Below are 23,461 nucleotides of genomic sequence, written 5' to 3' on the forward strand. Positions count from 1 at the left end.
GTGCCGCACCAACCGCGAGCATGGCCGCCTAGCGCGTGCCGTAGAGCACGACGGTCTTGCCGCGTGCATGCAACAGGCCGTCGGCCTGCAGCTTCTTGAGCACGCGTCCGGCCATTTCGCGCGAACAGCCCACCAGCCGTGCCAGTTCCTGCCGCGATACGCGCAGCTGGGTGCCCTGCGGGTGACTCATCGCTTCCGGCTCCTTGGACAGGTCGTGCAGGGTGCGCACGATGCGGTCGGTCACGTCCAGGAACGCCAGGCGGCTGGCTTTCCTGGTGGTGTCGAGCAACCGCTTGGACAGCTGGACGCCAATCGCGTACAGGATGCGGGGCGCATCCGGCGACAGGCTGGTCTGGAACAGCTGCTGCAGCCGCTCGTAGCTGATCTCGGCCAGCTCGCACTGGGTGCGGGTGCGCAGGATCACCTCGCGGGTGTCGGATTCGATGAACAACCCCATCTCGCCGACGAACTCGCCGCTACCGAAGTAGCCCAGCACCAACTCACGATCGTCATCTTCCTCGGCAATGATGCTCACCGAGCCACTGATCACGTAGTAGAGGGTGCCAGCCGGGTCTCCCGGCCGGAACACATCGGTCCGGGTCGGATAGCGCCTGCGATGGCTGTGCGCCAGGAAACGCTCGATCGTGCCCGCGTCCAGCGCCAGAGAAGGGGTAGCGTTACGTACCGTCGTAGTCACAACCGTCGTGTTTCCTGGGCTCATGGTAGTTCCGCGTGTAATTCCCGAAGCTTAACGGCATGAGTCATGCAAGGTAAACCATTCTTAACATCGGCGTTTCGTTGCTGGGATCTTTGGCTCATAATTGTCTCCTTTCCCGCCTTCCATAAGGACAGACCGACGTGGTCAAGCCGTTGCCTCGCCTGAGGCTACAGGGGTTCAACAACCTCACCAAGGCGTTGAGCTTCAACATCTACGACGTCTGTTACGCGCGTACCGAAGAGGAGCGTCAGCGCTACATCGAATACATCGATGAGCAGTACGACGCCGATCGTCTGACGCAGATCCTGACCGATGTTGCCGAGATCATTGGCGCCAACATCCTCAATATCGCACGCCAGGACTACGATCCGCAGGGCGCGTCGGTCACGATCCTGATCTCGGAAGAGCCCGTCATCGACAAGAAGCAGGCCGGCAAGGAGCTGATTTCCGATGCCGTGGTCGCTCATATGGACAAAAGTCATATCACTGTCCATACGTACCCCGAGACGCATCCGCAGGAAGGCATCGCCACGTTCCGCGCCGATATCGACGTTGCCACCTGCGGCGTGATCTCGCCGTTGAAGGCGCTCAACTACCTGATCGAGAGCCTGGAGTCGGACATCGTGATCATGGACTACCGCGTCCGTGGCTTCACCCGCGATGTGAAGGGCAAGAAGCACTACATCGACCACAAGATCAACTCGATCCAGCACTTCCTCGCCAAGAACGTGAAGTCGCGCTACGAGATGTTCGACGTGAACGTCTACCAGGAAAACATCTTCCACACCAAGATGCACCTGAAGGACTTCGACCTCGACCAGTACCTGTTCGAAGAGCGCGCCAAGAACCTCTCGTTCAAGGAGCGCATGAAGATCGAGACGCTGCTCAAGCGCGAGATCGAAGAACTGTTCCACGGGCGCAACCTGAGCGAGTAGGCGCAGCGAGCGAGCTGTTGCGCTGCCTGCAGGCGCGCGAAAGAACCAAGGCGGGACGGCCCGCCACGCGATGACCTCGCGTTCCACAGCCGACGGCGGCCCAGTGTGCAAGCACTGGGTCGCTTTTTTTTTGTGCGTTTTTCAACTGAGGAGTACTGCGATGCCCTGGATCTACCTGCTGCTGGCCGGCCTGTTCGAAATCGGCTTTGCCATGGGCCTGAAGTACAGCGACGGCTTCACCCGCCTGTGGCCAACGGTGCTGACGATCGGTCTGGCAGGCATCAGCCTGTGGTTTCTGACCCAGGCGCTGAAGACCATCCCGGTCGGCACCGGTTATGCGATCTGGACCGGGATCGGCGCGCTGGGCGTGACCATCGCCGGCATCGCGCTGTTCGGCGACAGCGCCTCATGGTCGCGGCTGGCCTGCATCGGCCTGATCGTGGCCGGCGTGATCGGGTTGAAGTTGGTCGGGTAGTCGTGGTCAGTCCCGCGTGGTCAGCCCCACTGCGTGGGTCTGATCCCCAGGGGTTGCTACGCAAGCCTTGGACCCCACGCGTAGTCAGCCCCACTGCGTGGGTCTGCCCCCCAAAGTTTGCTACGCAAACCTTGGGCCCCACTGCGTAGCATCCTATCCCCGCGCCTTCGGCGCGCCCCCTTAACAAAGGGGGCTCTGCTCCAGTTGGGTGCAAGTGTGGGGCCTGGTTTGCTGGGCGCCGCCAGCCGCCAGCCGCCAGCCGCCAGCCGCAAATCCCCAATCCCCAATCCCCAATCCCCAATCCCCAATCCCGCCGGCTACAGCCGGTAGGCCACGGCCTTCATCAGCTTGGAGGCCAGGGCCATGGCGCCGGGGATCGGCGGCGGGAGGAGGCGCGCGCCGGCCTGTTCGGCCTGGTCGGCGTGGCGTGCCTCGTCGATCTTCATCACGCGCAGGATCGCGCGGCTGCGCTGGTCGACCTCAGGGAGGGTTTCCAGGTGTTCGTCCAGATGGGCTTCGACCTGGCGCTCGGTCTCGACCACGAAACCCAGGCTCCAGTCGTCGCCGCGCAAGCCGGCCAAAGCGCCGAGCGCGTAGCTGCTTGCATACCAGAGCGGGTTGAACAGGCTGGGGCGGCTGTCCAGCTCGTGCAGGCGGTCGGCGCACCAGGCCAGGTGGTCGGTTTCTTCCTGCGCCGCCTCCAGCAGATGCTGCTGGGTGTGGGCGTCGCGGGCGACGGCGGCCTGGCCGAAATACAGGCCTTGTGCGCAGACTTCGCCGACGTGGTTGATCCGCATCAAGCCGGCGGCGTGGCGACGCTGGTCCGGTTCCAGCGCGACGTCGGGGGTGTCGGCGGCCGGGTTGGGCCGCTCGGCGGGCGGATTGCCGAACACCGTGTCCAGCGCGCGCTGGGCTTCGACAAGCAGCCGGTCGAGCGGGCCATGCAGTCGGAAAGAGGAGGTCTGGGTCATGCACCGATTCTGGCCCCCGGACCGGCCCGCTGCCAACCGCCAACGCCGCCGCCGGCCGGCGACTTGCGTGGCCTGGTGCTGTCCCGTACAATCCCGCCTCTTCTGTTTCGCCTTCACAACGCGTGGCAAAGTTCCAGCGGTCATTGCCGCTGCAATCCGCCCGACCACTCAAGAGTTTTCTCATGACTACGTTCACCGCCAAGTCCGAGACCGTCCAGCGCGACTGGTATCTCGTTGACGCCGCCGGCAAGACGCTCGGCCGTCTGTCCACCGAACTGGCCCGCCGCCTGCGCGGCAAGCACAAGCCGGTTTATACCCCGCACGTCGATACCGGCGATTACCTCGTGGTGATCAATGCCGAAAAGATCGTGGTCACGGGCAACAAGCTGAAAGACAAGAAGTATCACCGCTTCACCGGCTACATCGGTAACCTGAAGACCGAGAGCCTGGAGCAGGCGCTGCAGCGCCACCCGGAGCGTGTGATCGAAATCGCCGTCAAGGGCATGCTGCCGAAGGGCCCCCTGGGCCGCACCATGTACCGCAAGCTCAAGGTCTATTCGGGTGCCGAGCATCCGCACGCCGCCCAGCAGCCGCAAGTTCTGGATATCTAATCATGGCTATCACGCAAAACTACGGCACTGGCCGCCGCAAGTCCTCCACCGCTCGCGTGTTCCTGCGCAAGGGTACCGGCAACATCACCGTCAACGACCGTCCGCTGGACGAGTTCTTCGGCCGTGAGACTGCGCGCATGATCGTGCGCCAGCCGCTGGAACTCACCAAGAACACCGAAAGCTTCGACATCCTGGTCACCGCCTCCGGCGGCGGCACCACCGGCCAGGCCGGTGCGATCCGTCTGGGTATCGCCCGTGCACTGGTCGAGTACGACGAAACCCTGAAGTCCGAGCTGCGCAAGGCCGGCTTCATGACCCGCGACGCCCGCGAAGTCGAGCGTAAGAAGGTCGGTTTGCACAAGGCCCGTCGCGCGACCCAGTTCTCCAAGCGCTGATCCATCGCGTTTGCTGCGTCCCGGTTCGCCGGGGCGCCCGCTTCAAAGGCCCGGCCATGCCGGGCTTTTGTCGTTTATGGGTCTGCGCATTCCCGCGGTGGGAATGGCCGGGTGCATCCATCCCTCGCTGGGTGCGCCGCTGCTGGGCAGGCGTGAGCGGGCAACAAAAAAGGCCCGATCGTCAGATCGGACCTTTCGTGTTTGGCTGCCCCGGATGGATTCGAACCACCGATGCCTGAGTCAGAGTCAGGTGCCTTACCGCTTGGCGACGGGGCAATAAAACGTGTTGGACCAAGATTATTGCATGCCCGTGAGCGCATGAACACCTTGGTGGCTATGGGTGGACTCGAACCACCGACCCCAGCATTATGAGTGCTGTGCTCTAACCGGCTGAGCTACATAGCCTAGGGAGCCGGCAATTCTTACCAAGTGCCCGCGTGTTGTCAAGCATTTCGTTTTCAGCTTGTGAGCCGGCCGTCGCCGTGGCAGAGTCGGGGACAGTAGATTTTCAGGAGTCCGCATCGTGATCGATCCGGACGGTTTCCGGCCAAACGTCGGCATCGTGCTGATGCGAGAGGATGGTCAGGTGTTCTGGGCACGACGTGTGCGCAGGGACGGCTGGCAGTTCCCGCAAGGTGGCATGAATACCGATGAGACACCCGTGGAAGCCATGTACCGCGAGTTGCGCGAAGAAACCGGGTTGTTGCCCGAGCATGTCGAATTGCTCGGTGCCACCCCTGGATGGCTGCGCTATCGCCTGCCGAGCCGGGCGGTACGCCGCAACGAGCGCCAGGTCTGCATCGGCCAGAAGCAGGTGTGGTTCCTGCTGCAGTTCACCGGCCACGAATCCCACCTCAAGCTCGACCACACCGACACGCCCGAGTTCGATCACTGGCGTTGGGTGGATTTCTGGTATCCGGTCGAGCATGTGGTGATGTTCAAGCGCGGGGTCTATGCGCGCGCGCTGCGGCATCTGGCTCCGCTGGCGCAGACCATCGCCGGCTCGGCGGCGGTCGGGGTGATGCCCGAGCGTGCGCTGGAGGCGTGGTTGCCGGGCAGCAGCGCGGCCGGGCACGACAGCCCGCGCAAGCGTCCACGCAAGCGGGGCGGGCCTCGTGCGGTGCGGATTAATAATGATTAACGTTTGGAATTGACACCTATTCTCGTTTGCGGTGCAATCGGTGCCGGTCCTCTCCGGATCGCCAGCACCCGACCGATACCGTGTACGTCTGCATCTGCAATGGGGTCACCGACCACCAGATCCGCGAAGCGGCCGAGAATGGCTGCGCCAGCCTGGCCGAGCTGACCATGCGCACCGGCTGTGGTTCAAACTGTGGGTCGTGCCTGGAGATGGCGGGCGATGTGCTGAGCCAGGCCCATGCCAGCCGCGCCTTGCCGTTGCCCATGCTGGGCCTCGCCAGCGCCGCCTGAGCATCCAGCCGGGAGCGGGCAGGCGTCCCGCAACTGATCACGATTCGCGTTCCTTCATGCGCCGCGTCAACGCGCTACAGTGCGGCCGGCTCACTGTCTCGGAGACATCGCATGAAGGGCGATACCAAGGTCATCGAGTACCTCAACAAGGTGCTCTACAACGAACTCACTGCGATCAACCAGTACTTCCTGCACGCCAAGATGCTGAAGAACTGGGGCCTGAAGGAACTGGCCGAGCATGAGTACAAGGAATCCATCGACGAGATGAAGCATGCGGACAAGCTGTCCGACCGCATCCTGTTTCTCGAAGGGCTCCCGAATTTCCAGGCGCTGGGCAAGCTGCGCATCGGCGAGAACCCCACCGAGATGTTCCGCTGCGATCTGGCGCTGGAGCGCGAGGCGGTTGCCGTGCTGCGCGAGGCGGTGGCCTACGCGGAGACCGTCAACGACTACGTGAGCCGCCAGCTGCTGGTGGACATCCTGGAGTCGGAAGAAGAGCACATCGACTGGCTGGAAACGCAGCTGGATCTGGTGGCGCGCATCGGCGAGCCGAACTACCTGCTGACCAAGCTGGACGACTGAGGCCGCTGGCCGGGCTGCGCCGCCGCTGTCCGGTGGCGTACTGGTTTGTGGCTTGCGCCTGCATCCGCACCCTGTGGGGCCTGTCACGGCGTCAGCCGCTTCCATGGCGAGAAGAACGCCGGCGGGGACGAGCTCACGCGAGCATGCAGCGTGGCTGCCGGCGCGATGGTTCTTGGAGTGGCTGACAGATGATCGCGCAGCCGTCAGGCGGTTGCGGCCGGAGCGCGAAGCGGCATCTACCGCTTGCGCCCTCCGGATCTGCGCGCCCCCTCCGCATCCCCTAGACGACCGTTCGCCAGATGGTGTCAACCGCTCTCAGTTGGCGGCGCCGGCCTTGGTCTGCAGGCGGGCGACCTGGCCGAGCAGTGCCAGGCGGGCGCGTGCGTATTCGGCGATGACCAGGGCCACCATCACCGAGGGGCGCTCGATGGTGCCGGTACGCGCGGCCAGTTCGATCCGGCGCGCGGCATTGGCCAGCGCCTGGGCGCCGACGTTGGCGCTGGAGGATTTGAGCGTATGCGCCAGGTCGCGCAGCTGCATGCTGTCGCGATTGGTAGCCGCGGTTTCCAGGCGTTCGATGATGCCTGGCGCATCTTCCAGGAACAGCTGCAGGATGGTGATGGTGTCCGCGCCCGCCACCTCGTACAGCTCCTCGATCACGCTGTTGTCCAGGATCGGCAGGGCGCGCGCCTGCGCGGCGGCGCTGGCGCTTTCGGGGGCGACTGCGGCCTGGCTGCCATGGGGCGTGCCGGCGGGCAGCGGTTGACGCGGCAACCAGCGTTGCAGGCAGGCGTCGAGCTGCTCGCGGGCGACCGGTTTGGACAGGTAGTCGTCCATGCCGGCAGCCAGGCAGCGTTCGCGATCGCCGGCCATGGCGTTGGCGGTCATCGCCACGATCGGGATCGGGCGGCCACCGCTTTCGGTTTCCATCGCGCGCCAGCGGCGGGTGGCGGCGTAGCCGTCCAGCACCGGCATCTGGCAATCCATGAACACCATGTCGTAGCGGGTGGACTCCATGCTGCTCAGCGCGGCTTCGCCATCGGTGGCGGTGTCGGCGTCGAAGCCGAGCACTGCCAGCAGCTTCTGCGCGACCAGCAGGTTCACCGGGTTGTCCTCCACCAGCAGGATGTGCACATCGCGTGCGCTGGCCTGCGCCGGCGCGACCGGCTCGGGAATCATCGCCGCGGCCAGCGTGGCCGCGTGGGCCGGCCTTGGATCGGGCGGCAGCACCAGCGAGCGCAGGGTCTCGTCCGGGCTCTGCCGCGGCACCAGGCTGGCGTCGTCCTGCAGCTCGGAGGGCACCGGCTCGTCGCCATACAGCCAGATCAGGCGCGCGCCGCCGAGGTCGTCGGGGCGCGCAAGTGCGCGATGCACGGCGCGTGCGCTGTAGCGCAACGTGTCGTGGTCGGCAATGACGCAGCGGAAGCCCTCGCTGTCGCTGTGGCGACGCATCCGTTCCAGCGCTTCCTGGGTGGTTTCCATCAGCACGTGCGACACGCCCCAGCTGTCGAGCAGGCGCTTGAGGCGTTGCGACAGGCGGGTGTCGGAGCTGATCACCATCACCCGCGCGGCATCGGTGGCGGTGCTCTGCTGCAGGTCGCCGATGACCTTGAGCAGCGGAATCTCGAACCAGAACGTGGCGCCGCGCCCGGGCTCGGATTCCACGCCGATGCGGCCGCCCATCAGGTCGATGATGCGCTTGCAGATCGCCAGTCCCAGCCCGGTGCCGCCGTACAGGCGCGTGGTGGAGGCGTCGGCCTGGGCGAAGGAGCGGAACAGGCGGGCCTGCTGGTCCGCGGCGATGCCGATGCCGGTGTCGCGCACCTGGAAGCGCAGCAGATGCTGGGCGCGGGTTTCGCCCAGGCGACGCAGCTGGATGTCGACGCTGCCGCGTTCGGTGAACTTGATCGCGTTGCCGATCAGGTTGCCCAGCACCTGGCGCAGGCGGATCGGGTCGCCGCGCACCAGCAGGCGCACCGACGGCTCGATCTCCAGCCCCAGGCGCAGCTGCTTGCCTTCGGCGGTGCGTTGCAACAGCTGCACGACGCCGTCGAGCAGCTCGCGCAGGTTGAAGGTGGTGATTTCCAGTTCGAGCTTGTTGGCTTCCAGCTTGGAGTAATCGAGGATGTCGTCGACGATGCGCAGCAGCTGCAGCGAGCTGCCGGTGGCGGTCTGCAGCATGTCGCGCTGGTCCAGGCTGAGCTGGCCGCTGGAAATAAGCTCCAGCATCGGGATGATGCCGTTGAGCGGGGTGCGGATCTCGTGGCTCATGGTGGCCAGGAATTCGCCCTTGGCCAGGGTAGCGGCTTCGGCGGCCTGCTTGGCGCGCAACAGTTCCTGTTCGAGTTCGCCGTGGCGCTGCAGCTCCTGCTGCAGGCGCTCGCGGGCGACGTCGGCCTCTTCCAGGCGTTGCGTCAGGGCGTGCTGGGCGCGCGCGCTGCGGTAGCCGGCAACTGCGGCGCACAGGCCGAACACCACGGCCAGTGCGGCGGATACCACCGTCACCGTGCGCCACGGCCCGTCGATGGCCGACCACTGCAAGCCTGCCCCCAGCGCTGCAACCAGTGCAGTCAACACGGCCAGGCCACTCCAGGCGCGCAGGCCTCCTGCCCGTGCGGTCACTCAGAGCACCGCGTTCGTGAAGTCGAAGTCCAGTTCCTTGCCGACCGTCTGCACCAGGTTGCCCTGGATGAAGTCCACGCCACTCATCCACATCGCCGCAGCCGACTGCGGATCTTCGATGCGTTGGCCGATGATCAGCAGGCCGCGCTGATGGGCGATATCGATCACGCCACGCAGTTGGTCGCGGACTGCCGCGTTGCCGTGGGCATCGGCGAAGCGGTTGGCCATGCGCACGAAGCTCAGCGGCAGCTGGCTCAGCAGGGCGTTGGCTTCGTCGCCGGGCTCGAACTGGCTCAGGCAGAACTGCACGCCGGCCGGCATCAACCTGGCGCAGAACTGCTGCACGGTGACCGCATGGATCAAGGCATCGTCCAGGCGCAGGTCGACGATCAGCGATTGCCCGGCCACGCCGCGTTCGGCCAGCGCCTTGAGCAACCAGTCGGCGAAGGCATCGCGCGCCAGCGTGCGTGGCGACTGCGACACGAACAGCCGCAGCGGCGGATGGGCGTGCTGGTACAGATGCAGCAGGCCGAGCGCGTGGTCCATGACCTGCTGGTCGAGGTCGGCGATGCGTCCGGCCGCTTCGGCGGCGGGAATCACCTGGCCGGCCGACAGCAGGGTGCCGTCGGCCTGGCGCAGCCGCAGCAGCACCTGGTATTGCGCCGTGTCGCCGCCGGCCACCGCCACGATCGGTTGATACGCCAGTTCGAGCTGGCCTTCGACCAGGCGCAGCTGCTCCTGCTGTTCGGCCTGGCTGGGGGCCAGGTAGGCCTGCACGCCGTCGCTGCGCAGGCGTGCCTGCAGCGCGGTGCGCTCGACCGCTTCCAGCGCGCTGCCGGTGTCCTCGAAGCCAAGGCCCAGCGGTGCCACGCCGATGGCGCAGCGCACGTGCACCGATTCTTCCTCGCGCACCGGGAAGGCATGCGCGGACAGCCGCTGGCGGATCTCCAGCGCGTGCTGTTGCAGGCTGGACTCGGGCATGTCCACGCCCAGCAGCAGGAAGCTGTTGTCGTTCAGGCGCGCCAGCGGGTACGGATGCGCTGCGCTGGCCAGGCGATGCCCGGCCTGGGTCATCAGGCGCTCGTAGGCGGCATAGCCGTAGCGCTCGCGCAGGCCGAGCGCGCTGGCGATCTCGATGAAGAACAAGCCGCCGGTCTGCCTGCGCGCAAGGGCATCGGCGAGCAGTTCCATCACGTGGCCGCGCGTCGGCAGGCCGGTTTCCGGGTTGCTGCGTACGCTGACCTGTTCGCCGGCCTGCTGCAACGCCTGCTGGCGTGCGCGGCGGATGCGGTTGGAGACCGCGGCGATCAGGTGACGTGGGCGGATCGGCTTGGTCAGGAAGTCGTCGGCGCCGCTGTCGAGCACTTCGAACTGACGCTCCGGGTCCGGGTCGCCAGTGAGGAAGACGATCGGCAGCAACTGCTGGCCGGGCTGCTGGCGGATCAGGGTGGTCAGGCGGATGCCGTCCAGCTCGGGCATGTGCAGGTCCATCAGGATCAGATCCGGGTGGTAGTCCTGGATCGCGTGCGGCACGCTGGCGGCGGTCATTTCCACCTGCGCATGCATGCCGGCGCCATGCAGCACGCTCTGCGCAAACAACGCCTGCGAGCGGTCGTCCTCGACGATGAGTACCCGGTACGGTGCGTCGGCGGCGACGTTGTCGTCGCCTTCGCGCGACGTCGAGGCAGGCGCCGCGGTCGGCGCCGCGGCTGTGACGCGCGTGCTGCTGTCCTGGGCGCTGGCCTGCGCTGGTGCCATCGACACGATCGATGCGGGTGCGGCAGCGCGCGCAGGCGCCGGAATGATCGCCGCACTCACCGGCTCGGCAAGGTTGGGCGCCGCTGCGGCCTGATCGGCCCAGCGGCGCCAATGGTCGGCCGGCGGCGTCTCGGCGCGCAGCGGACGATGACGCGTGGCGGTGTCGTCACGGGTGAAAGGAACCGGATCTCGGGCGGCCATCGATACTCCCTGCAGTCGCGATGATTATGCGATGAACTTCACGATAGCGGGGAGCGACGTGCAGCCGGCGTGGTGGCAGTGCGCAGCGGCGCTACCAGCCGGCGCATGCCCCGCCACAGCAGCCGCCACACCCACCACACCACCAGCGTGGCGAGCACGCTGGAACCCACCGCAACACTGAGTGCCAGCCATGGGTGCGCCAGTGCCAGCGCCAGCGCGGTGGTGGCGATGGTGTCTTCGGCCAGCGAGGCGATCCAGTTGCTGGCCGGTTCCGGCGAGGTGTTGAGCAAGGCGCGGGTGCCGGCCTTGAGGGTGTGGCTGGTCAGCGCCACGCCGGCCCCGGCCGCCAGCGCGCCGGTGCTCAGGTCACCGTCCGGCGACAGCGTGGCCGCGGCCAGGAAGGCGCCGGCCGGCACCCGTGCCAGGGTCTGCAGCAGGTCCCAGCCCGAATCCACGCCGGGGATCTTGTCGGCGAAGAATTCGGCCACCGCCAGTGCACCGGAGGTGCCCAGCACCCACCACGACTGCGCCGGGTGCAGCGCGGGCGGCAGCTCGATCCAGCCGAGCAGGCCGGCCAGGCCGACACCGAAGACGGTGAGATAGACACGGATGCCGGCCAGCCAGGCCAGCAGGATGCCGATCACGAACAGATGCGCCTCGCTCATGGCGGTATTTCCTGCGGACAATGCAGAACTATCGGATAACCGCCGTTCCGGCGCCAGCGCGACGGTTGCCGACGCTCTGGCACACTACGCCGCCCATGACTGCGCCGGCCCGTCCGGATCCGATGCCCATGCGACCAGCCGCACGCGTTCAGCTCGTCCAACGTGACTCCGGCGGCGGCCGTTCCGGCGGCCGCTGGCGGTGGCCGGTACTCGCGCTGGTGTGGCTGGCATCGCTGGGCGGGACGTGGTGGATGGCCAGCCGTACCGCGGCGCCGCGCCTGGTCGAGGCCGAGGCGGCGCTGCAGCAGGCGCAGCGCAGCCAGGCCGAGCAGCGTCGGCAGATCGCGCAGTTGCAGCAGCGCCAGGTCAACCTGGCGATGTCGGACAAGATCAGCCGCGCCGCCAATACCGAGGTGCAGGCCTCGCTGGCCGAGCGCGACGAGCAGATCGCCGCGCTGCGTGCGGATGTGGCGTTCTACGAGCGCCTGGTGGGCTCCACCGCGCAACGCAAGGGGCTCAATGCGCATTCGGTGCAGTTCACCGCCGAAGCCGGCGGCACCTGGAACTACAGCGTGGTGCTGACCCAGAACCTCAACCGCGGCGCGATCAGCCAGGGCCAGCTGCGCCTTGCGGTGGAAGGCGTACGCGCCGGCAAGCTGGTCACGGTGAGCTGGAACGAACTGCACCAGAAGCCCGATGCGGCCGGGCAACCGTACTCGTTCCGCTATTTCCAGCAGTTGGACGGCAGCGTGATCCTGCCGAAGGATTTCACTCCGCAACGTGTCAAAATCTCCCTGAGCGGCGACGGGGCGCCGGTCAATCAGACATTCGACTGGAAAGTCGCCGGCAATGGCGCGGGGGAGTAGCTCATGTTCGGAAACAAATCCAACCGTGGTGCGCAGACCGTGGTCGACACCTTGATCGGGCCGCAGGTGGTCATCCGCGGCGACCTGGTGTTCAGCGGCGGGCTGTATGTGGAAGGCCGCATCCTGGGCAAGGTGATTGCCGAAGACGGCGCCGGCGCCATCTTGACGGTGGCCGAGCAGGGCAGCATCGAGGGCGAGGTGCGCGCGCCGGTGGTGATCATCAACGGCCAGCTGACCGGCGATGTGCATGCGGCCGAGCGCGTCGAACTGGCCGCCAACGCACGGGTGCAGGGCAACGTGCATTACCAGGTGGTGGAGATGAGCGCCGGTGCGCAGCTCACCGGGCGCCTGATCCATGCCGCCACCGCCGGCGCGACCGCCGCGTTGCCGGCACCGGATGCCGGCCGCGCCGAGCCGGTCAAGGCCTTGCGGGCCGAGACGGCCGACGCCTGAGGGCGTGGCCTGCGGCTGCCGCGCGATGCCGGATTTGGCAGGCAGCGCTTGAAGTGGTGCCGCCTGGCCCCCATGCTGACGCCATGAGTACGCTCGTTTCGCTTCCCACCGCCGCCCCGGCCCCGGACTACCAGTCCATCGACCGGCCGCTGAACTTTTCCGTGGCCGCCGCCAGCAAGGTGCGCGAGCTGATCCAGGAAGAAGGCAACGCCGAGCTGGCCTTGCGTGTCTACATCCAGGGCGGCGGCTGTTCCGGCTTCCAGTACGGCTTTGAATTCGACGAGAACCGCGCCGAGGACGACCTGGCCGTGGCCACCGACGGGGTGACGCTGCTGGTCGACCCGCTGAGCCTGCAATACCTGATGGGTGCGGAAGTGGACTACACCGAGAGCCTGACCGGGGCGCAGTTCGTGATCCGCAATCCGAACGCCAAGACCACCTGCGGGTGCGGCAGCAGTTTCAGCGTCTGAATCGACGCAGCTGGCGGTCTTCGAGGCGCAGGCGATCTGCTGCGTGCAGCGTTTCCATGGTCAACGCGGCGTGGTGAGTGCGGTAGCGGCATAAGTGCGGCGACAGGGCCGCAGGCGGTATGTGGCTTGCGTGCACTGCCGGTCTTCTGGACGCGATCCATGTCGTGCGTCATCAACACCGATACCGATACCGTTCGCCGGGCGCAGTCAAGACGCCGAGCGATATGCGCCACGCATTGCGCAGACGATCGCCACCGGGACGTTCGCCATGGGGTGATATGGCGCCACGCGCTCTCGATGTGCATGTCTAACGCGCTGTAAACATTTGCGTGCTGCGGGTTTCGCCATGCGCGCGCAAGCTTCGTGCGCGTCGGGTGGTGCGCGTGCGGCGGCGACCATACTGCAGGCCTGCTCAGCGCCGGTGCCGGACATGCCCGTTTCACCCATGCCTCGCGTCCTGTCTTGCGTAACGCACGCCGGCGGTGGTCGGCGCATGGACCCAGCGTGCCGCGCACAGCCCCGATTCCACCGCATGGTGCAGCCAGCGCGCTGCCCAGCTCGCGCAGGTTGATCCAACGACAGATCTCGATCCTTCCTCGCGCAAGTCCCCTCGCCCGTTGCATCCATCCACGAGAGAACGTTCATCATGTTGCAGACCAGGTCCCGATCGACGTTTGGCCTGCTGGCCATGCTTGGCATTGCCAGCGCAGCGCTTGCGCCCGGCGTGCAGGCATCGCCCGCACGCGGCAGCTTGCTTGGCAGCAATTTCCTGACCAGCTACACCCGGGAGGCGATTGCCGCATCGCTCACCTCCGAGCCGGCGGCCGAACAGCCCAAATGCAACGTGCGCGTGGCCGAGTTCACCTATGCCACCATCGGCGTCGACGGCGAACCGGCCACTGCGTCGGGCGTGATGCTGATTCCAGGTGGCGAGCGTTGCACCGGGCCGTACCCGTTGCTGGGCTGGGGGCGCTCGACCGCGACGATCCGCAACGAGGAACAGGCCAAGGACATCCGTGACGCCAAGGGCAACGACCCGCTGGTCACGCGTCTGGCCAGCCAGGGCTATGTAGTGGTCAGCAGCGATTACCTGGGCCTGGGCAAGTCCAGCTACGCGTTCCATCCCTACCTGCATAGCGCATCCGAGGCCAGTGCGACGATCGATGCGCTACGCGCGGCGCGCAGCGTGCTGCAGCGGCTGAAGACCCCGTTGTCCGGCAAGGTGATGCTGTCGGGATACTCGCAAGGCGGCCATGCCGCCCTGGCAACCCAGCGGGAGATCGAGGCGCATCTGTCCAGCGAGTTCCATCTGGTTGCCAGCGCGCCGATCTCCGGGCCGTACGCGCTGGAGCAGACCTTCGTGGACAGCTGGAGCGGGCGCAACGCCGTCGGTGAAAGCAGCTTCGGCCTCGTTCTGGGCAGTTACGCCATCGTCGCAATGCAGCACACGTACCGCAATCTCTATCTGGCTGCCGGACAGGTGTTTCAGGATCCGTGGGCGGCCAGGGTCGAGGGGTTGTTCCCCGGCAAGCTGGGCCTGACCGATCTGTTCCTTGGCGATGCGCTGCCCGGGATCGATCAGCTCAAGGCGTATTTCCAGCCCGGGTTCTATCGTGACTTCGCCAGCAATCCCGACAATCCCTTCCGCAAGGACCTGGCGCGCAACGACGTGCTGGACTGGGCGCCGCGGACGCCGACACTGCTGTGCGGTTCGTCCAACGACGCCACCATCCCGCTGAAGAATGCGGTGACCGCGATTGCCGGGTTCAAGCGTCGCGGCAGCAACCAGGCAGCGCTGGTGGACATCGGCAGTGGCGATCCCAACGACAACTCGGCGTTCGTGCATCTGACCACCAATGAGCCGTGCATCGTCGCCGTACGGCATCAGCTGCTGGACAAGCAGCGCTGAGCCCGGGAGGGCGTGTCGCCGGCAGTGCCGAGGATCGTCGCGCCCTGAATCCGCCTGACGCGTCATGCTCCGATTGAACCTTGTCGCTGTTGCAGGCGACAGGGCGGAGCATGCCGGGGTGCGGCGCTGGTTGGCGGCACACCGTGTCGGTCGCGCGTGCGCTGCGATGCGACCTGGCGCACCCTCCGATGCGCTCACGATCGCCCGGCAAGCGGCGGGCCATGTCGTCGTCTGAACGCGCGCTGCCGACCGGCATTGCCGGCGTGGTGCGCCGGTTGCGGGCGATGCCGATTATCGGCAGGCTTGCGCCGATGTCAGAGACTTCTTTTTCAAGCTCCGGTTTTGCCTTCACCCATGCGCCGCTGGATCGCGGCGACCTGCTGCGTGACGATGCCGATGCGCTGGCGCGTCTGTGGCCGCAAGGCCGCGTGCTGCTGCTCGATGCCAAGGGCACTGCGCTGGCCGATGCCGAGGGCCAGCCGCTGCTGATGGATGGTGCCGCGCTTGGCGACGGGCCGGACGGGGCGATCTTTCTCGGGCTGCGCGATGAGGTCGGCTGGTTCTGCCTGCCGTCCGATGTGCTGGGTGTGGAAGCGCCGCAGCGCATCGACCTGCGCCAGGCCGCCGCCGACTGGCCGGCAGACCTCTCCACCGCCTTCGCCTACGCGCGCGCGATGCTGCACTGGCAGTCGCGCACGCGCTTTTGCGGCGTCTGCGGCGGCGCCATTGCGTTCCGCCGGGCCGGCTTCATCGCCCATTGCACGCAATGCCAGACCGAGCATTATCCGCGCGTGGATCCGGCCATCATCGTGGCGGTCAGCGATGGCGCGCGCCTGCTGCTGGGGCGGCAGGCGAGTTGGGCGCCGGGACGCTACTCGGTGATTGCCGGCTTCGTCGAACCCGGCGAGTCGCTGGAGCAGACCGTGGCGCGCGAGGTGTTCGAGGAAACCCGCGTGCGCGTGCAGGACTGCCGCTACCTGGGTGCGCAACCGTGGCCCTTCCCGGGCGCGTTGATGCTGGGCTTCAGTGCGCGTGCCGCGGCAAGCGAGGTGCCGCAGGTCACCGGTGAGCTGGAAGATGCGCGCTGGGTCAGCCATGCCGAGGTCACTGCGGCCTTGGCCGGCGACGGCGAGATCGGGTTGCCGCCGCGCATCTCCATCGCGCGCGCGCTGATCGAGCATTGGCATCGCGTCCATGGCTGAGCCGGGGCGAGCGGCGCAGCGCACGCAGATCGGGTGCGCGTGCAGCGGCTCGGCTAGACTCGGCTGAGGAGGCCCACCCATGTTCACTACCCTGGTTGCCGTCGTCGTCGCACTCGCACTGGGCCATCTGGTGCCTGCCCAGGTGGCGCGGCTGCGGCGTTTCGAATGGTTCGGCCAGTGGCTGCGCCGGCTGGACAGTCATGCCGCCGGGCGCGGTGCGTGGCAGGGGCGCTATGGCGTGCTGCTGGCGCTGTTGCCGGCCTTGCTGGTGATCCTGCTGCTGCAATGGCTGCTGGATGACGTATGGCGCGGGTTCTGGGCCTTGCTGTTCGGCGTGGCGGTGCTGGCCTGGACCTGGGGGCCGCGCGATCTGGACCGCGATGTGGAAGCGGTGATCGATGCCGACGAGCCGGCGCTGCGGCGTGAAGCCATCTCGCACCTGCAGGCCGCCGGCGGCAGCGTGCACGAGGATGCGCCGTCGCTGGTGGAAGCGGTGGTGGTCAACGGGCTGCGGCGCTGGTTCGCGGTGCTGTGGTGGTTTCTGCTGCTGGGGCCGTTTGGTGCGGTGCTGTACCGGCTGACTGCGCTGGCGGTGGAAAGTCCGCTGTCGGTGCTGCTGCCGCCACGCAACCTGGCCGGCGCGCGCTGGCTGCTGGCCGCGCTGGAATGGCCGGTGGCGCAGTTGATCACGGTATCGATGGCGCTGGTGGGCAATTTCGACACTGTGTTCCGTGCCTGGCGTGAAGCGCATGGCAATCGGTGGTCGCTGGAGCCGCATTTCCTCGGTGCGGTGGCGCGTGCCAGCGTCAGCGCCGAGCTGCGCGAGGAAGCGCACGACTACACCGATGCGGGCCTGGTGCCGGTCTGGCGCCGCCTGCCGGAAGTACGCGATGCAATGAGCCTGGTCTGGCGCGTGCTGCTGCTGTGGATGGTGGTGCTGGCGTTGCTGGTGATCGCCGGGTGGGTGCGTTAACACCAGGCCCGATTAGAGGCAGTTAATCACCTGTGCAATCGGTGATAGAAAGCTCAAGAGCATCGCCATTGACGTCCACGAAGAGCCGGCTTCCATCTTCGAACTGGATGACGACTTCGCCAGGTCGGTGACGTCTAACAGACTTAACAATCTTTCCGACTAGTAGCTCAGTGGCGTGCTCGGATTCTTGCTCTAAGTTCACAGATTTGATCCTTGCGGTCTAACCCGGTGCCAGCAAGGTAAACGGGTACCAAGGCAAATTCCTGGCAACCCAATACGTCGGCAATGCCCACAACCAGAACTTCGGCTCGGACATGACGGCCACCACGGGTGCGAACCAGCGCGCGCGCCAGCCGGCCTTCCAGGCGATCAGGCCGGGCAGGGTGCACAGGCCGAGCACGGCGGCCGGGTTCATGGCGAAGGCGCCGGGCAGATCGAAGTGCACCAGCGCATACAGCGCGCGGGTCATGCCGCAACCGGGGCAATAGCAGCCGGTCACGGCACGGAATACACAGGGCGGGAACGGGCTGTTGCTCGCGTTCGGATCAAAGCGATACAGCAACGACACGCCGAGCGCGGCCACGCTGGTGGCCGCCCCGAGTCCAAGCCAATGGCGTGGACGCAATTCCATTACTGCATGTGCTGCAACTGCTGCATGTAGTCCATGTAGCCCTGCATGCCGCCGGTGGCGACCATGCCGATGTTGATCAGCAGGCCGATCACGGCCAGCACGCTGGTCACGATGCACCAGGTCTTGGCGGTGTTGGAGGCACGCCGTGCGCCATCGATGTCGCCCTGGTTGAGCAGGCCGTTGACCTTGCTGGAGAACACGATCGCCACGATGCCGGTGATCAGGGCCGGGCAGCACAGGCAGAAGCCGAGCACGGTGGAGACGATCGCCCAGATCAGGTGGTTGGGGATCGGGCCGGGTGCGGCGCTGGACGAAGGATGGATCGGCGGCGGGATGGCACTCATGGTGAAGCTCCTTGGTGGTAAACAACAGCGAGTGGTAAACGACAACGAGCGGTTGCAGCGTGTGGGAAAGGCGGGTTTCGGCCGTGCAGGCAGCGTCCCCCGGTCACGGCAGACGCGTCCGGCACGAGGATATGGCGTACGACGACTTCCCCCTGGGTCTTCCTGTCGCGCCCGCCAGGCGAGCGCGGCGGCAATCCGTGCAATGGCGCACAGGCTACTCGCGGCGCGCGACGGACGCAAAGCCCGCGCCGGCCGCACTCACGGCTGATCCTGGCGCAGTGCACGGACCTGCTGCTCGAGCAGCGCGGCGGTCGCGGCGTTGCCGGGAACCGCTGCGGCGGCGGCCACTTCGATGTGCGCGCGTACCCGCCGCGGCACGCGCATGCGGCCCAGGCGGGTGTCGCGGCGGCTCCACATGCTCGACCACATGCCACGCAGCGCCATCGGAATCACCGGCACCTGGCGACGTTGCAGGATCTTTTCCACGCCCGACTTGAACGGCGCGATCTCGCCATCCCGGGTCAAGGCGCCTTCGGGGAAGATGCACACCAGTTCGCCGTCGGCCAGCGCCGCGTCGATGCGGTCGAAGGCCTGCTGCATCAGCGCGGCATCCTCGCGCGCCCCGGCGATCGGGATCGCCTTGGCGGTGCGGAAGATCCAGCGCATCACCGGGATGCGGAAGATCTTGTAGTACATGACAAAGCGCACCGGGCGCGGGATCACCGCCGACAGGATCAGCGCGTCCATGTAGCTGACGTGGTTGCACACCAGCAGCGCGGCGCCTTCCTCGGGCACATGGCGGTCGATGTCGCGCGCGCGCAGCCGGTACAGCACGCTCACCAGCACCCAGCTGAGAAAGCGCATCAGGAACTCGGGCACCAGGGTGAAGATCCACAGCGCCACCAGCGTATTGGCCAGCGCCAGCGCCAGGAATACCTGCGGAATGCTCAGGCCCGGCAGCGGAATGCGCACGCCGAACAGCGCCAGCTGCGGCAACTGCAGCGCAATGCCGACGATGGCGGCGGTGACGATGAACAACGAGTTCTGGATGTTGAGCCCGGCGATCACGCGCGAGAGTTCGGCCTTGGGGGTGCGGCTCTGGATCAACGCGAACAACGGCACCACGAACAAACCGGTGAACAGGCCGATGCCGACCAGATCCACGATCAGCCGCACGCTGCCGGCCTGCTGCACGAACTGGCCGATCGACAGACCGGTGGCGGGCGCGGCGCCCGGGCGCGCGAAATACAGGTCCAGCAGGAAGGCGCTGATGCCGAACGCGCCCAGCGGCACCAGGCCAATTTCCACGGTGCGCCCGGACAGCCGCTCGCACAGCAGCGAACCCACACCGGTGCCGATCGAAAACAGCGCCAGCGCGAACACGTACAGGTCCTGCTGCCCGCCAAGATTGACCTGCGCGTAGGTGGGCAGCTGCGCGGTCAGCACGGTGCCGACGAACCAGAACCACGACACCCCCAGCACCGCGTTGCGCACCGCCGGCGTGCGCCGGGTCAGGCGCATGATGGCGCGCGATTCGGGGATCGGGTTCCAGTTGATGGTCAGCTCGGGCGCGCCGGCATCGACCTTGGGCACCAGCCGCGCAACCAGGTTGCCGGTGACGGCAATGGCAATGACCGCGGTGGCCGCGGCCTCCGGGCCGTGGCTGCCGGCGATCTGGAAGATCAGCCCGCCGAAGATCATGCCGCACAGGATCGAGATCGAGGTGCCCATCTCGACCAGGCCGTTGCCGCCGGTGAGTTCCTCNGGCCGCGGCCTCCGGGCCGTGGCTGCCGGCGATCTGGAAGATCAGCCCGCCGAAGATCATGCCGCACAGGATCGAGATCGAGGTGCCCATCTCGACCAGGCCGTTGCCGCCGGTGAGTTCCTCGGGCTTGAGTACCGAAGGCAGGATGGAATATTTCACCGGCCCGAACAGCGTGGACTGCAGGCCGGTGCAGAACAACGCGATCAGCAGGATCACCATGTTCTCGGTGAGAAAGCCCACCGCCGCCAGCGACATGATCGCGATTTCCATCGTGGTGGTGATCACGATGAGCTTCTGCTTCTCCAGCTTCTCGGCGATCTGCCCGGCCAGCGCGGAGAACAGGAAGTACGGCAGGATGAACAGTGCCGGCGCCAGGTTGGTGTACAGCGTGCGCTGCGCCGCATCGATGCCCAGGTAGAACAACAAGCCGATGATGGCCTGCCGATAGACGTTGTCGTTGAATGCGCCCAANTACAGCGTGCGCTGCGCCGCATCGATGCCCAGGTAGAACAACAAGCCGATGATGGCCTGCCGATAGACGTTGTCGTTGAATGCGCCCAACGCCTGCACGGCGAAGAACGGCAAGAAGCGGCGCTGCCTGAGCAGGGCGAACTGACTGTGACCGGGCATGCAGTTTCCTTTGCGAACGCGCGCAGCCTAGCAGGCTTCCACGGNAACGGCAAGAAGCGGCGCTGCCTGAGCAGGGCGAACTGACTGTGACCGGGCATGCAGTTTCCTTTGCGAACGCGCGCAGCCTAGCAGGCTTCCACGGTGGGTTGGTGGATGCTGCTAGGCGCGCTTGGAACATGCCGCGTCACTGCCCACACTGCGGGTCTCTCCCAACCATACTCCTGTCATGGCCGTCCAATCGGCTGCGCATCCACCATTGCCGCGCCGGCTGGTGCTGCAGATGGGGGCGGCCAAAGGACTGGCGGCGGCGAGCAAACATTGCGCGCCGCCGTTGCCGGAGACGTTGGCGCAGGCACTCGGGACCCAGGTGCGCAGTGACGGGGAAATGGTAACTGCCGCGCAGCTGGCCTACGCGGCGGGGCTGCTGTTGCTGGTGCCGCCGGGCGACCGGTTGGAGCGGCCCGGGCTGATTGTCGGACTGTTTATGCAGTCCGGAGGTTTCTAACGAACTGGCTCTTTTCCGCATGAATCCCAACAAATCCTCTTACATGGCCTTGCTCGTCTGCTCTGGCGGGGGCGCCGGTATCGTCATCGATACCGGCGCCCCGTGATCCAGCGGAGGGAAGACTGGATCCTCTCGATAGTTCAGTGCTCCGGCGGCACGACAGGAGGCCGGGGCAGTGAGTCCAGCTGGGTTGCTGCTGCCAGAACGGATTCCACTGCGGACTGGTGCGCGGAAGTATCGGTATCCATTCCGTAAGTTTCCTGAATCATCCGTGATGCGATTTTCCGTCGTTGCTCTTCAGGACAACGGGACAATACCTCGCGTACTCGGCTAGCGAATTCGGGTGAGATAACTTGTGGTTCTCCATATTTTATCCATGACGTGGGTTCCTTCTGCTCCTCCCTCAGATTCGCGGCAGTGGACTGGCTCCTGTCCGGATGCAGTAACGGAATCCAGTGCTCAAGGCTTTCTTTCAAGGACTCAGCGCCGCCCTTGTCCATTGACCAAGGATTTTTCTGAATCGTCGCTCCGCTCCATGCGCTGTCTTTCAACCGAACAGCTGGACCGTTGGCCCAGGCATCCATGACCACGGTCGAACTAGGGTTGCGACCTCCTCGCCGTAGTTCGTTCCAAGCGTGCCCTGCTTGGACCGTGATCTCATGACCTTCGTTGGTCACCTGCTTCATCGGCACGTAAGCGCCAACGGTCTCACTCAACTCGTCGGCAGCCATGTGTGGAGCGTGGACGATGGCGCAGAGGGGAGCGGACTGATCGCAGAGCGCCGCTCCCATCACTACAGCCGTTGCAACGTTAACGGCTTCGTCGGGTGCCATCCTTGCGACCGACGATCCGATCCCGTTGTGGCTGTGCGAGGGAATGTCGTCCGCCTTCACATTTCCCCGGCCATGCTTGAGCAGCAGGCGGACGTCGTGAACGGTTTGCCCGGCTGCCGCGAATCTTGTCGGACTCGTGACCTCGTCACCTACGACATACGCCCCCATATGGTAGGCGGCCTGTTGAATCTGATGTTGCTCCAGAGCCGCATCTCCGCCTGTCCGCAACCTCTCGGGTCGCGTACCCAAGGCGACCCTCAGCGCTGACACCTGCGGCGATTGCGGTAGCGAGTTGCTTTCAACGACGGGCGCAGTGGATGCTCGCGAAGACCCTTCGCTATCATATGAGGAATGCGTGCCATATGAGGGGCTTGCATTCAATGTGGGGGATTTGGATGCGCAAAGTCCCATTATCTGTTCACCTGTAGTCGAGTGATTGATCGCCGCATGACGGTATGCGTAGGAAAGTTGCCTGACCGCCGGGGCGGAATACTTGGATTGGAAAAATTAAAGTGTGGGAGGTATTCGCTCGCCTGATGGGTGCAATGCAGTCACGTTGAGCTGCTCCAATATCTTTCGGCTGCGCACGTGCGCGGTGCACTGCAATTGCGAGCATTTTGCCGAGGAAGCGAAGCCACGCAGCAGCCACCGGGGCTTGAGGGTCGACAGGGACTCACGCGGAATGCAGCCATTTGTTTTCGTAGCACATTCTTGGGAACCAGGCGTGCCACCAGGTTGCCGGTGACGGCGATGACGATCACCGCAGTGGCCGCAGCAATCGGGCCGTGGCTGCCGGCGATCTGGGCGATCAACCCGCCGAAGATCATGCCGCACAGGATCGAGATCGAGGTGCCCATCTCGACCAGGCCGTTGCCGCCGGTGAGTTCCTCCGGCTTGAGCACCGAGGGCAGGATCGAATATTTCACCGGCCCGAACAGCNCCCGCCGAAGATCATGCCGCACAGGATCGAGATCGAGGTGCCCATCTCGACCAGGCCGTTGCCGCCGGTGAGTTCCTCCGGCTTGAGCACCGAGGGCAGGATCGAATATTTCACCGGCCCGAACAGCGTGGACTGCAGGCCGGTGCAGAACAGCGCAATCAGCAGGATCACCATGTTCTCGGTGAGAAAGCCCACCGCCGCCAGCGACATGATCGCGATCTCCATCGTGGTGGTGATCATGATGAGTTTCTGCTTCTCCAGCTTCTCGGCAATCTGCCCGGCCAGCGCGGAGAATAGGAAGTACGGCAGGATGAACAGTGCCGGCGCCAGATTGGTTTACAGCGTGCGCTGCGCCGCATCGATGCCCAGGTAGAACAACAAGCCGATGATGGCCTGCCGATAGACGTTGTCGTTGAATGCGCCCAACGCCTGCACNAGAACAACAAGCCGATGATGGCCTGCCGATAGACGTTGTCGTTGAATGCGCCCAACGCCTGCACTGCGAAGAACGGCAAGAAGCGGCGCTGCCTGAGCAGGGCGAACTGACTGTGACCGGGCATGCAGTTTCCTTTGCGA

Annotated in this window: 22 protein-coding genes, 2 tRNA genes and 4 pseudogenes; 14 read left to right on the forward strand and 14 right to left on the reverse strand. The window is 65.8% G+C overall.

Annotated elements, in window-relative coordinates:
* Nucleotides 1-28: 28 nt before the first annotated feature.
* Nucleotides 29-721, reverse strand: coding sequence for a cAMP-activated global transcriptional regulator CRP (crp, locus tag C0541_RS01185; protein ID WP_024938194.1), 693 nt, complete (start codon nucleotides 719-721; stop codon nucleotides 29-31).
* A gap of 137 nt (nucleotides 722-858) precedes the next feature.
* Here crp and speD point away from each other — a divergent pair, with 137 nt between their 5' ends.
* Together speD and C0541_RS01195 are read left to right on the forward strand one after the other, a co-directional pair.
* Nucleotides 859-1,653 carry an adenosylmethionine decarboxylase gene (gene speD / locus C0541_RS01190; RefSeq protein WP_005990692.1) on the forward strand — a complete coding sequence of 265 codons (795 nt, stop codon included), beginning with the start codon at nucleotides 859-861 and terminating at the stop codon, nucleotides 1,651-1,653.
* Between the two features lie 160 nt (nucleotides 1,654-1,813).
* Nucleotides 1,814-2,128, forward strand: a complete 315-nt coding sequence (locus C0541_RS01195) for a DMT family transporter (RefSeq protein ID WP_003483069.1) — start codon at nucleotides 1,814-1,816, stop codon at nucleotides 2,126-2,128.
* A gap of 317 nt (nucleotides 2,129-2,445) precedes the next feature.
* Here C0541_RS01195 and coq7 read toward each other — a convergent pair whose 3' ends face one another.
* Nucleotides 2,446-3,099 carry a 2-polyprenyl-3-methyl-6-methoxy-1,4-benzoquinone monooxygenase gene (coq7, locus tag C0541_RS01200; RefSeq protein ID WP_115045346.1) on the reverse strand — a complete coding sequence of 218 codons (654 nt, stop codon included), beginning with the start codon at nucleotides 3,097-3,099 and terminating at the stop codon, nucleotides 2,446-2,448.
* A gap of 182 nt (nucleotides 3,100-3,281) precedes the next feature.
* Here coq7 and rplM point away from each other — a divergent pair, with 182 nt between their 5' ends.
* Both rplM and rpsI read left to right on the forward strand, forming a co-directional pair.
* Entirely contained in the window at nucleotides 3,282-3,710 is a 429-nt protein-coding gene (gene rplM / locus C0541_RS01205; protein ID WP_003483082.1) for a 50S ribosomal protein L13, read from the forward strand.
* Between the two features lie 2 nt (nucleotides 3,711-3,712).
* A complete protein-coding gene (gene rpsI / locus C0541_RS01210) occupies nucleotides 3,713-4,105 on the forward strand; it encodes a 30S ribosomal protein S9 (protein WP_016902423.1) in 393 nt (130 codons plus the stop codon).
* A 202-nt stretch (nucleotides 4,106-4,307) separates the two neighbouring features.
* Here rpsI and C0541_RS01215 read toward each other — a convergent pair.
* Nucleotides 4,308-4,381, reverse strand: a tRNA-Gln gene (locus tag C0541_RS01215).
* Between the two features lie 52 nt (nucleotides 4,382-4,433).
* A tRNA-Met gene (locus C0541_RS01220) sits at nucleotides 4,434-4,510 on the reverse strand.
* A gap of 118 nt (nucleotides 4,511-4,628) precedes the next feature.
* Here C0541_RS01220 and C0541_RS01225 point away from each other — a divergent pair.
* From C0541_RS01225 to bfr, 3 genes are all read left to right on the forward strand, one after another.
* Nucleotides 4,629-5,246 (forward strand): RNA pyrophosphohydrolase, encoded by a 618-nt coding sequence (locus C0541_RS01225; protein WP_024938192.1) that lies wholly within the window; start codon nucleotides 4,629-4,631, stop codon nucleotides 5,244-5,246.
* 80 nt (nucleotides 5,247-5,326) lie between these two features.
* The gene (locus tag C0541_RS01230; protein WP_024938191.1) at nucleotides 5,327-5,536 is read left to right on the forward strand and encodes a (2Fe-2S)-binding protein; all 210 of its coding nucleotides are present in this window, start codon (nucleotides 5,327-5,329) and stop codon (nucleotides 5,534-5,536) included.
* Nucleotides 5,537-5,647: 111 nt separating this feature from the next.
* A complete protein-coding gene (bfr, locus tag C0541_RS01235) occupies nucleotides 5,648-6,118 on the forward strand; it encodes a bacterioferritin (protein WP_005990707.1) in 471 nt (156 codons plus the stop codon).
* A gap of 315 nt (nucleotides 6,119-6,433) precedes the next feature.
* Here the strand turns inward: bfr and C0541_RS01240 are convergent, their stop codons facing one another.
* Genes C0541_RS01240 through C0541_RS01250 form a run of 3 tightly spaced genes read right to left on the reverse strand, consistent with a single transcriptional unit; the run spans nucleotide 6,434 to nucleotide 11,364 of the window.
* Entirely contained in the window at nucleotides 6,434-8,701 is a 2,268-nt protein-coding gene (locus C0541_RS01240; protein ID WP_161959855.1) for an ATP-binding protein, read from the reverse strand.
* Between the two features lie 39 nt (nucleotides 8,702-8,740).
* Nucleotides 8,741-10,699, reverse strand: a complete 1,959-nt coding sequence (locus C0541_RS01245; RefSeq protein ID WP_161959821.1) for an EAL domain-containing protein — start codon at nucleotides 10,697-10,699, stop codon at nucleotides 8,741-8,743.
* A 38-nt stretch (nucleotides 10,700-10,737) separates the two neighbouring features.
* Nucleotides 10,738-11,364, reverse strand: coding sequence for a DUF4126 domain-containing protein (locus tag C0541_RS01250; RefSeq protein WP_115045348.1), 627 nt, complete (start codon nucleotides 11,362-11,364; stop codon nucleotides 10,738-10,740).
* A 128-nt stretch (nucleotides 11,365-11,492) separates the two neighbouring features.
* Between C0541_RS01250 and C0541_RS01255 the strand changes: the two genes are divergently transcribed.
* The 6 genes from C0541_RS01255 to C0541_RS01280 all read left to right on the forward strand — a co-directional run bounded on the left by C0541_RS01255 (nucleotide 11,493) and on the right by C0541_RS01280 (nucleotide 17,237).
* Nucleotides 11,493-12,230 (forward strand): DUF6776 family protein, encoded by a 738-nt coding sequence (locus tag C0541_RS01255; protein WP_115045645.1) that lies wholly within the window; start codon nucleotides 11,493-11,495, stop codon nucleotides 12,228-12,230.
* 3 nt (nucleotides 12,231-12,233) lie between these two features.
* Nucleotides 12,234-12,683: a bactofilin family protein gene (locus tag C0541_RS01260; protein ID WP_115045349.1), complete on the forward strand. Its 450-nt coding sequence runs from the start codon at nucleotides 12,234-12,236 to the stop codon at nucleotides 12,681-12,683.
* Between the two features lie 83 nt (nucleotides 12,684-12,766).
* Nucleotides 12,767-13,153, forward strand: coding sequence for an iron-sulfur cluster insertion protein ErpA (gene erpA / locus C0541_RS01265; RefSeq protein WP_024938186.1), 387 nt, complete (start codon nucleotides 12,767-12,769; stop codon nucleotides 13,151-13,153).
* Between the two features lie 646 nt (nucleotides 13,154-13,799).
* Nucleotides 13,800-15,062 (forward strand): lipase family protein, encoded by a 1,263-nt coding sequence (locus C0541_RS01270; protein WP_115045350.1) that lies wholly within the window; start codon nucleotides 13,800-13,802, stop codon nucleotides 15,060-15,062.
* A 311-nt stretch (nucleotides 15,063-15,373) separates the two neighbouring features.
* Nucleotides 15,374-16,264, forward strand: a complete 891-nt coding sequence (gene nudC, locus C0541_RS01275; protein ID WP_115045646.1) for an NAD(+) diphosphatase — start codon at nucleotides 15,374-15,376, stop codon at nucleotides 16,262-16,264.
* 79 nt (nucleotides 16,265-16,343) lie between these two features.
* A complete protein-coding gene (locus C0541_RS01280; protein ID WP_115045351.1) occupies nucleotides 16,344-17,237 on the forward strand; it encodes a cobalamin biosynthesis protein in 894 nt (297 codons plus the stop codon).
* A 220-nt stretch (nucleotides 17,238-17,457) separates the two neighbouring features.
* On the opposite strand, the gene C0541_RS01290 is transcribed toward C0541_RS01280, so the two are convergent.
* From C0541_RS01290 to C0541_RS21615, 4 genes and pseudogenes are all read right to left on the reverse strand, one after another.
* Nucleotides 17,458-17,868: a DUF2752 domain-containing protein gene (locus C0541_RS01290; protein WP_115045352.1), complete on the reverse strand. Its 411-nt coding sequence runs from the start codon at nucleotides 17,866-17,868 to the stop codon at nucleotides 17,458-17,460.
* Nucleotides 17,868-18,212 carry a CD225/dispanin family protein gene (locus C0541_RS01295; protein WP_115045353.1) on the reverse strand — a complete coding sequence of 115 codons (345 nt, stop codon included), beginning with the start codon at nucleotides 18,210-18,212 and terminating at the stop codon, nucleotides 17,868-17,870. Before C0541_RS01295 ends, C0541_RS01290 begins: the two co-directional genes overlap by 1 nt.
* Before the next feature lie 258 nt (nucleotides 18,213-18,470).
* Nucleotides 18,471-19,976: pseudogene (locus tag C0541_RS01300) on the reverse strand (MFS transporter); the annotation flags it as partial.
* Nucleotides 19,977-19,989: 13 nt separating this feature from the next.
* Nucleotides 19,990-20,475: pseudogene (locus C0541_RS21615) on the reverse strand (MFS transporter); the annotation flags it as partial.
* Nucleotides 20,476-20,833: 358 nt separating this feature from the next.
* Here C0541_RS21615 and C0541_RS01310 point away from each other — a divergent pair.
* A pseudogene (locus tag C0541_RS01310) lies at nucleotides 20,834-21,100 on the forward strand (MFS transporter); the annotation flags it as partial.
* A 152-nt stretch (nucleotides 21,101-21,252) separates the two neighbouring features.
* Here C0541_RS01310 and C0541_RS20835 read toward each other — a convergent pair.
* The 3 genes and pseudogenes from C0541_RS20835 to C0541_RS01325 all read right to left on the reverse strand — a co-directional run.
* Complete coding sequence (locus C0541_RS20835) at nucleotides 21,253-22,194, reverse strand: type III secretion protein (protein ID WP_161959822.1); 942 nt, start codon at nucleotides 22,192-22,194, stop codon at nucleotides 21,253-21,255.
* Between the two features lie 302 nt (nucleotides 22,195-22,496).
* The gene (locus tag C0541_RS20975; protein ID WP_193725835.1) at nucleotides 22,497-22,871 is read right to left on the reverse strand and encodes a hypothetical protein; all 375 of its coding nucleotides are present in this window, start codon (nucleotides 22,869-22,871) and stop codon (nucleotides 22,497-22,499) included.
* Between the two features lie 14 nt (nucleotides 22,872-22,885).
* Nucleotides 22,886-23,445 (reverse strand): annotated as a pseudogene (locus tag C0541_RS01325) (MFS transporter); the annotation flags it as partial.
* Nucleotides 23,446-23,461 lie beyond the last annotated feature (16 nt).

The sequence above is a fragment of the Xanthomonas arboricola genome (genome assembly GCF_003353015.1).
Classification (GTDB): Bacteria; Pseudomonadota; Gammaproteobacteria; order Xanthomonadales; family Xanthomonadaceae; genus Xanthomonas; species Xanthomonas arboricola_E.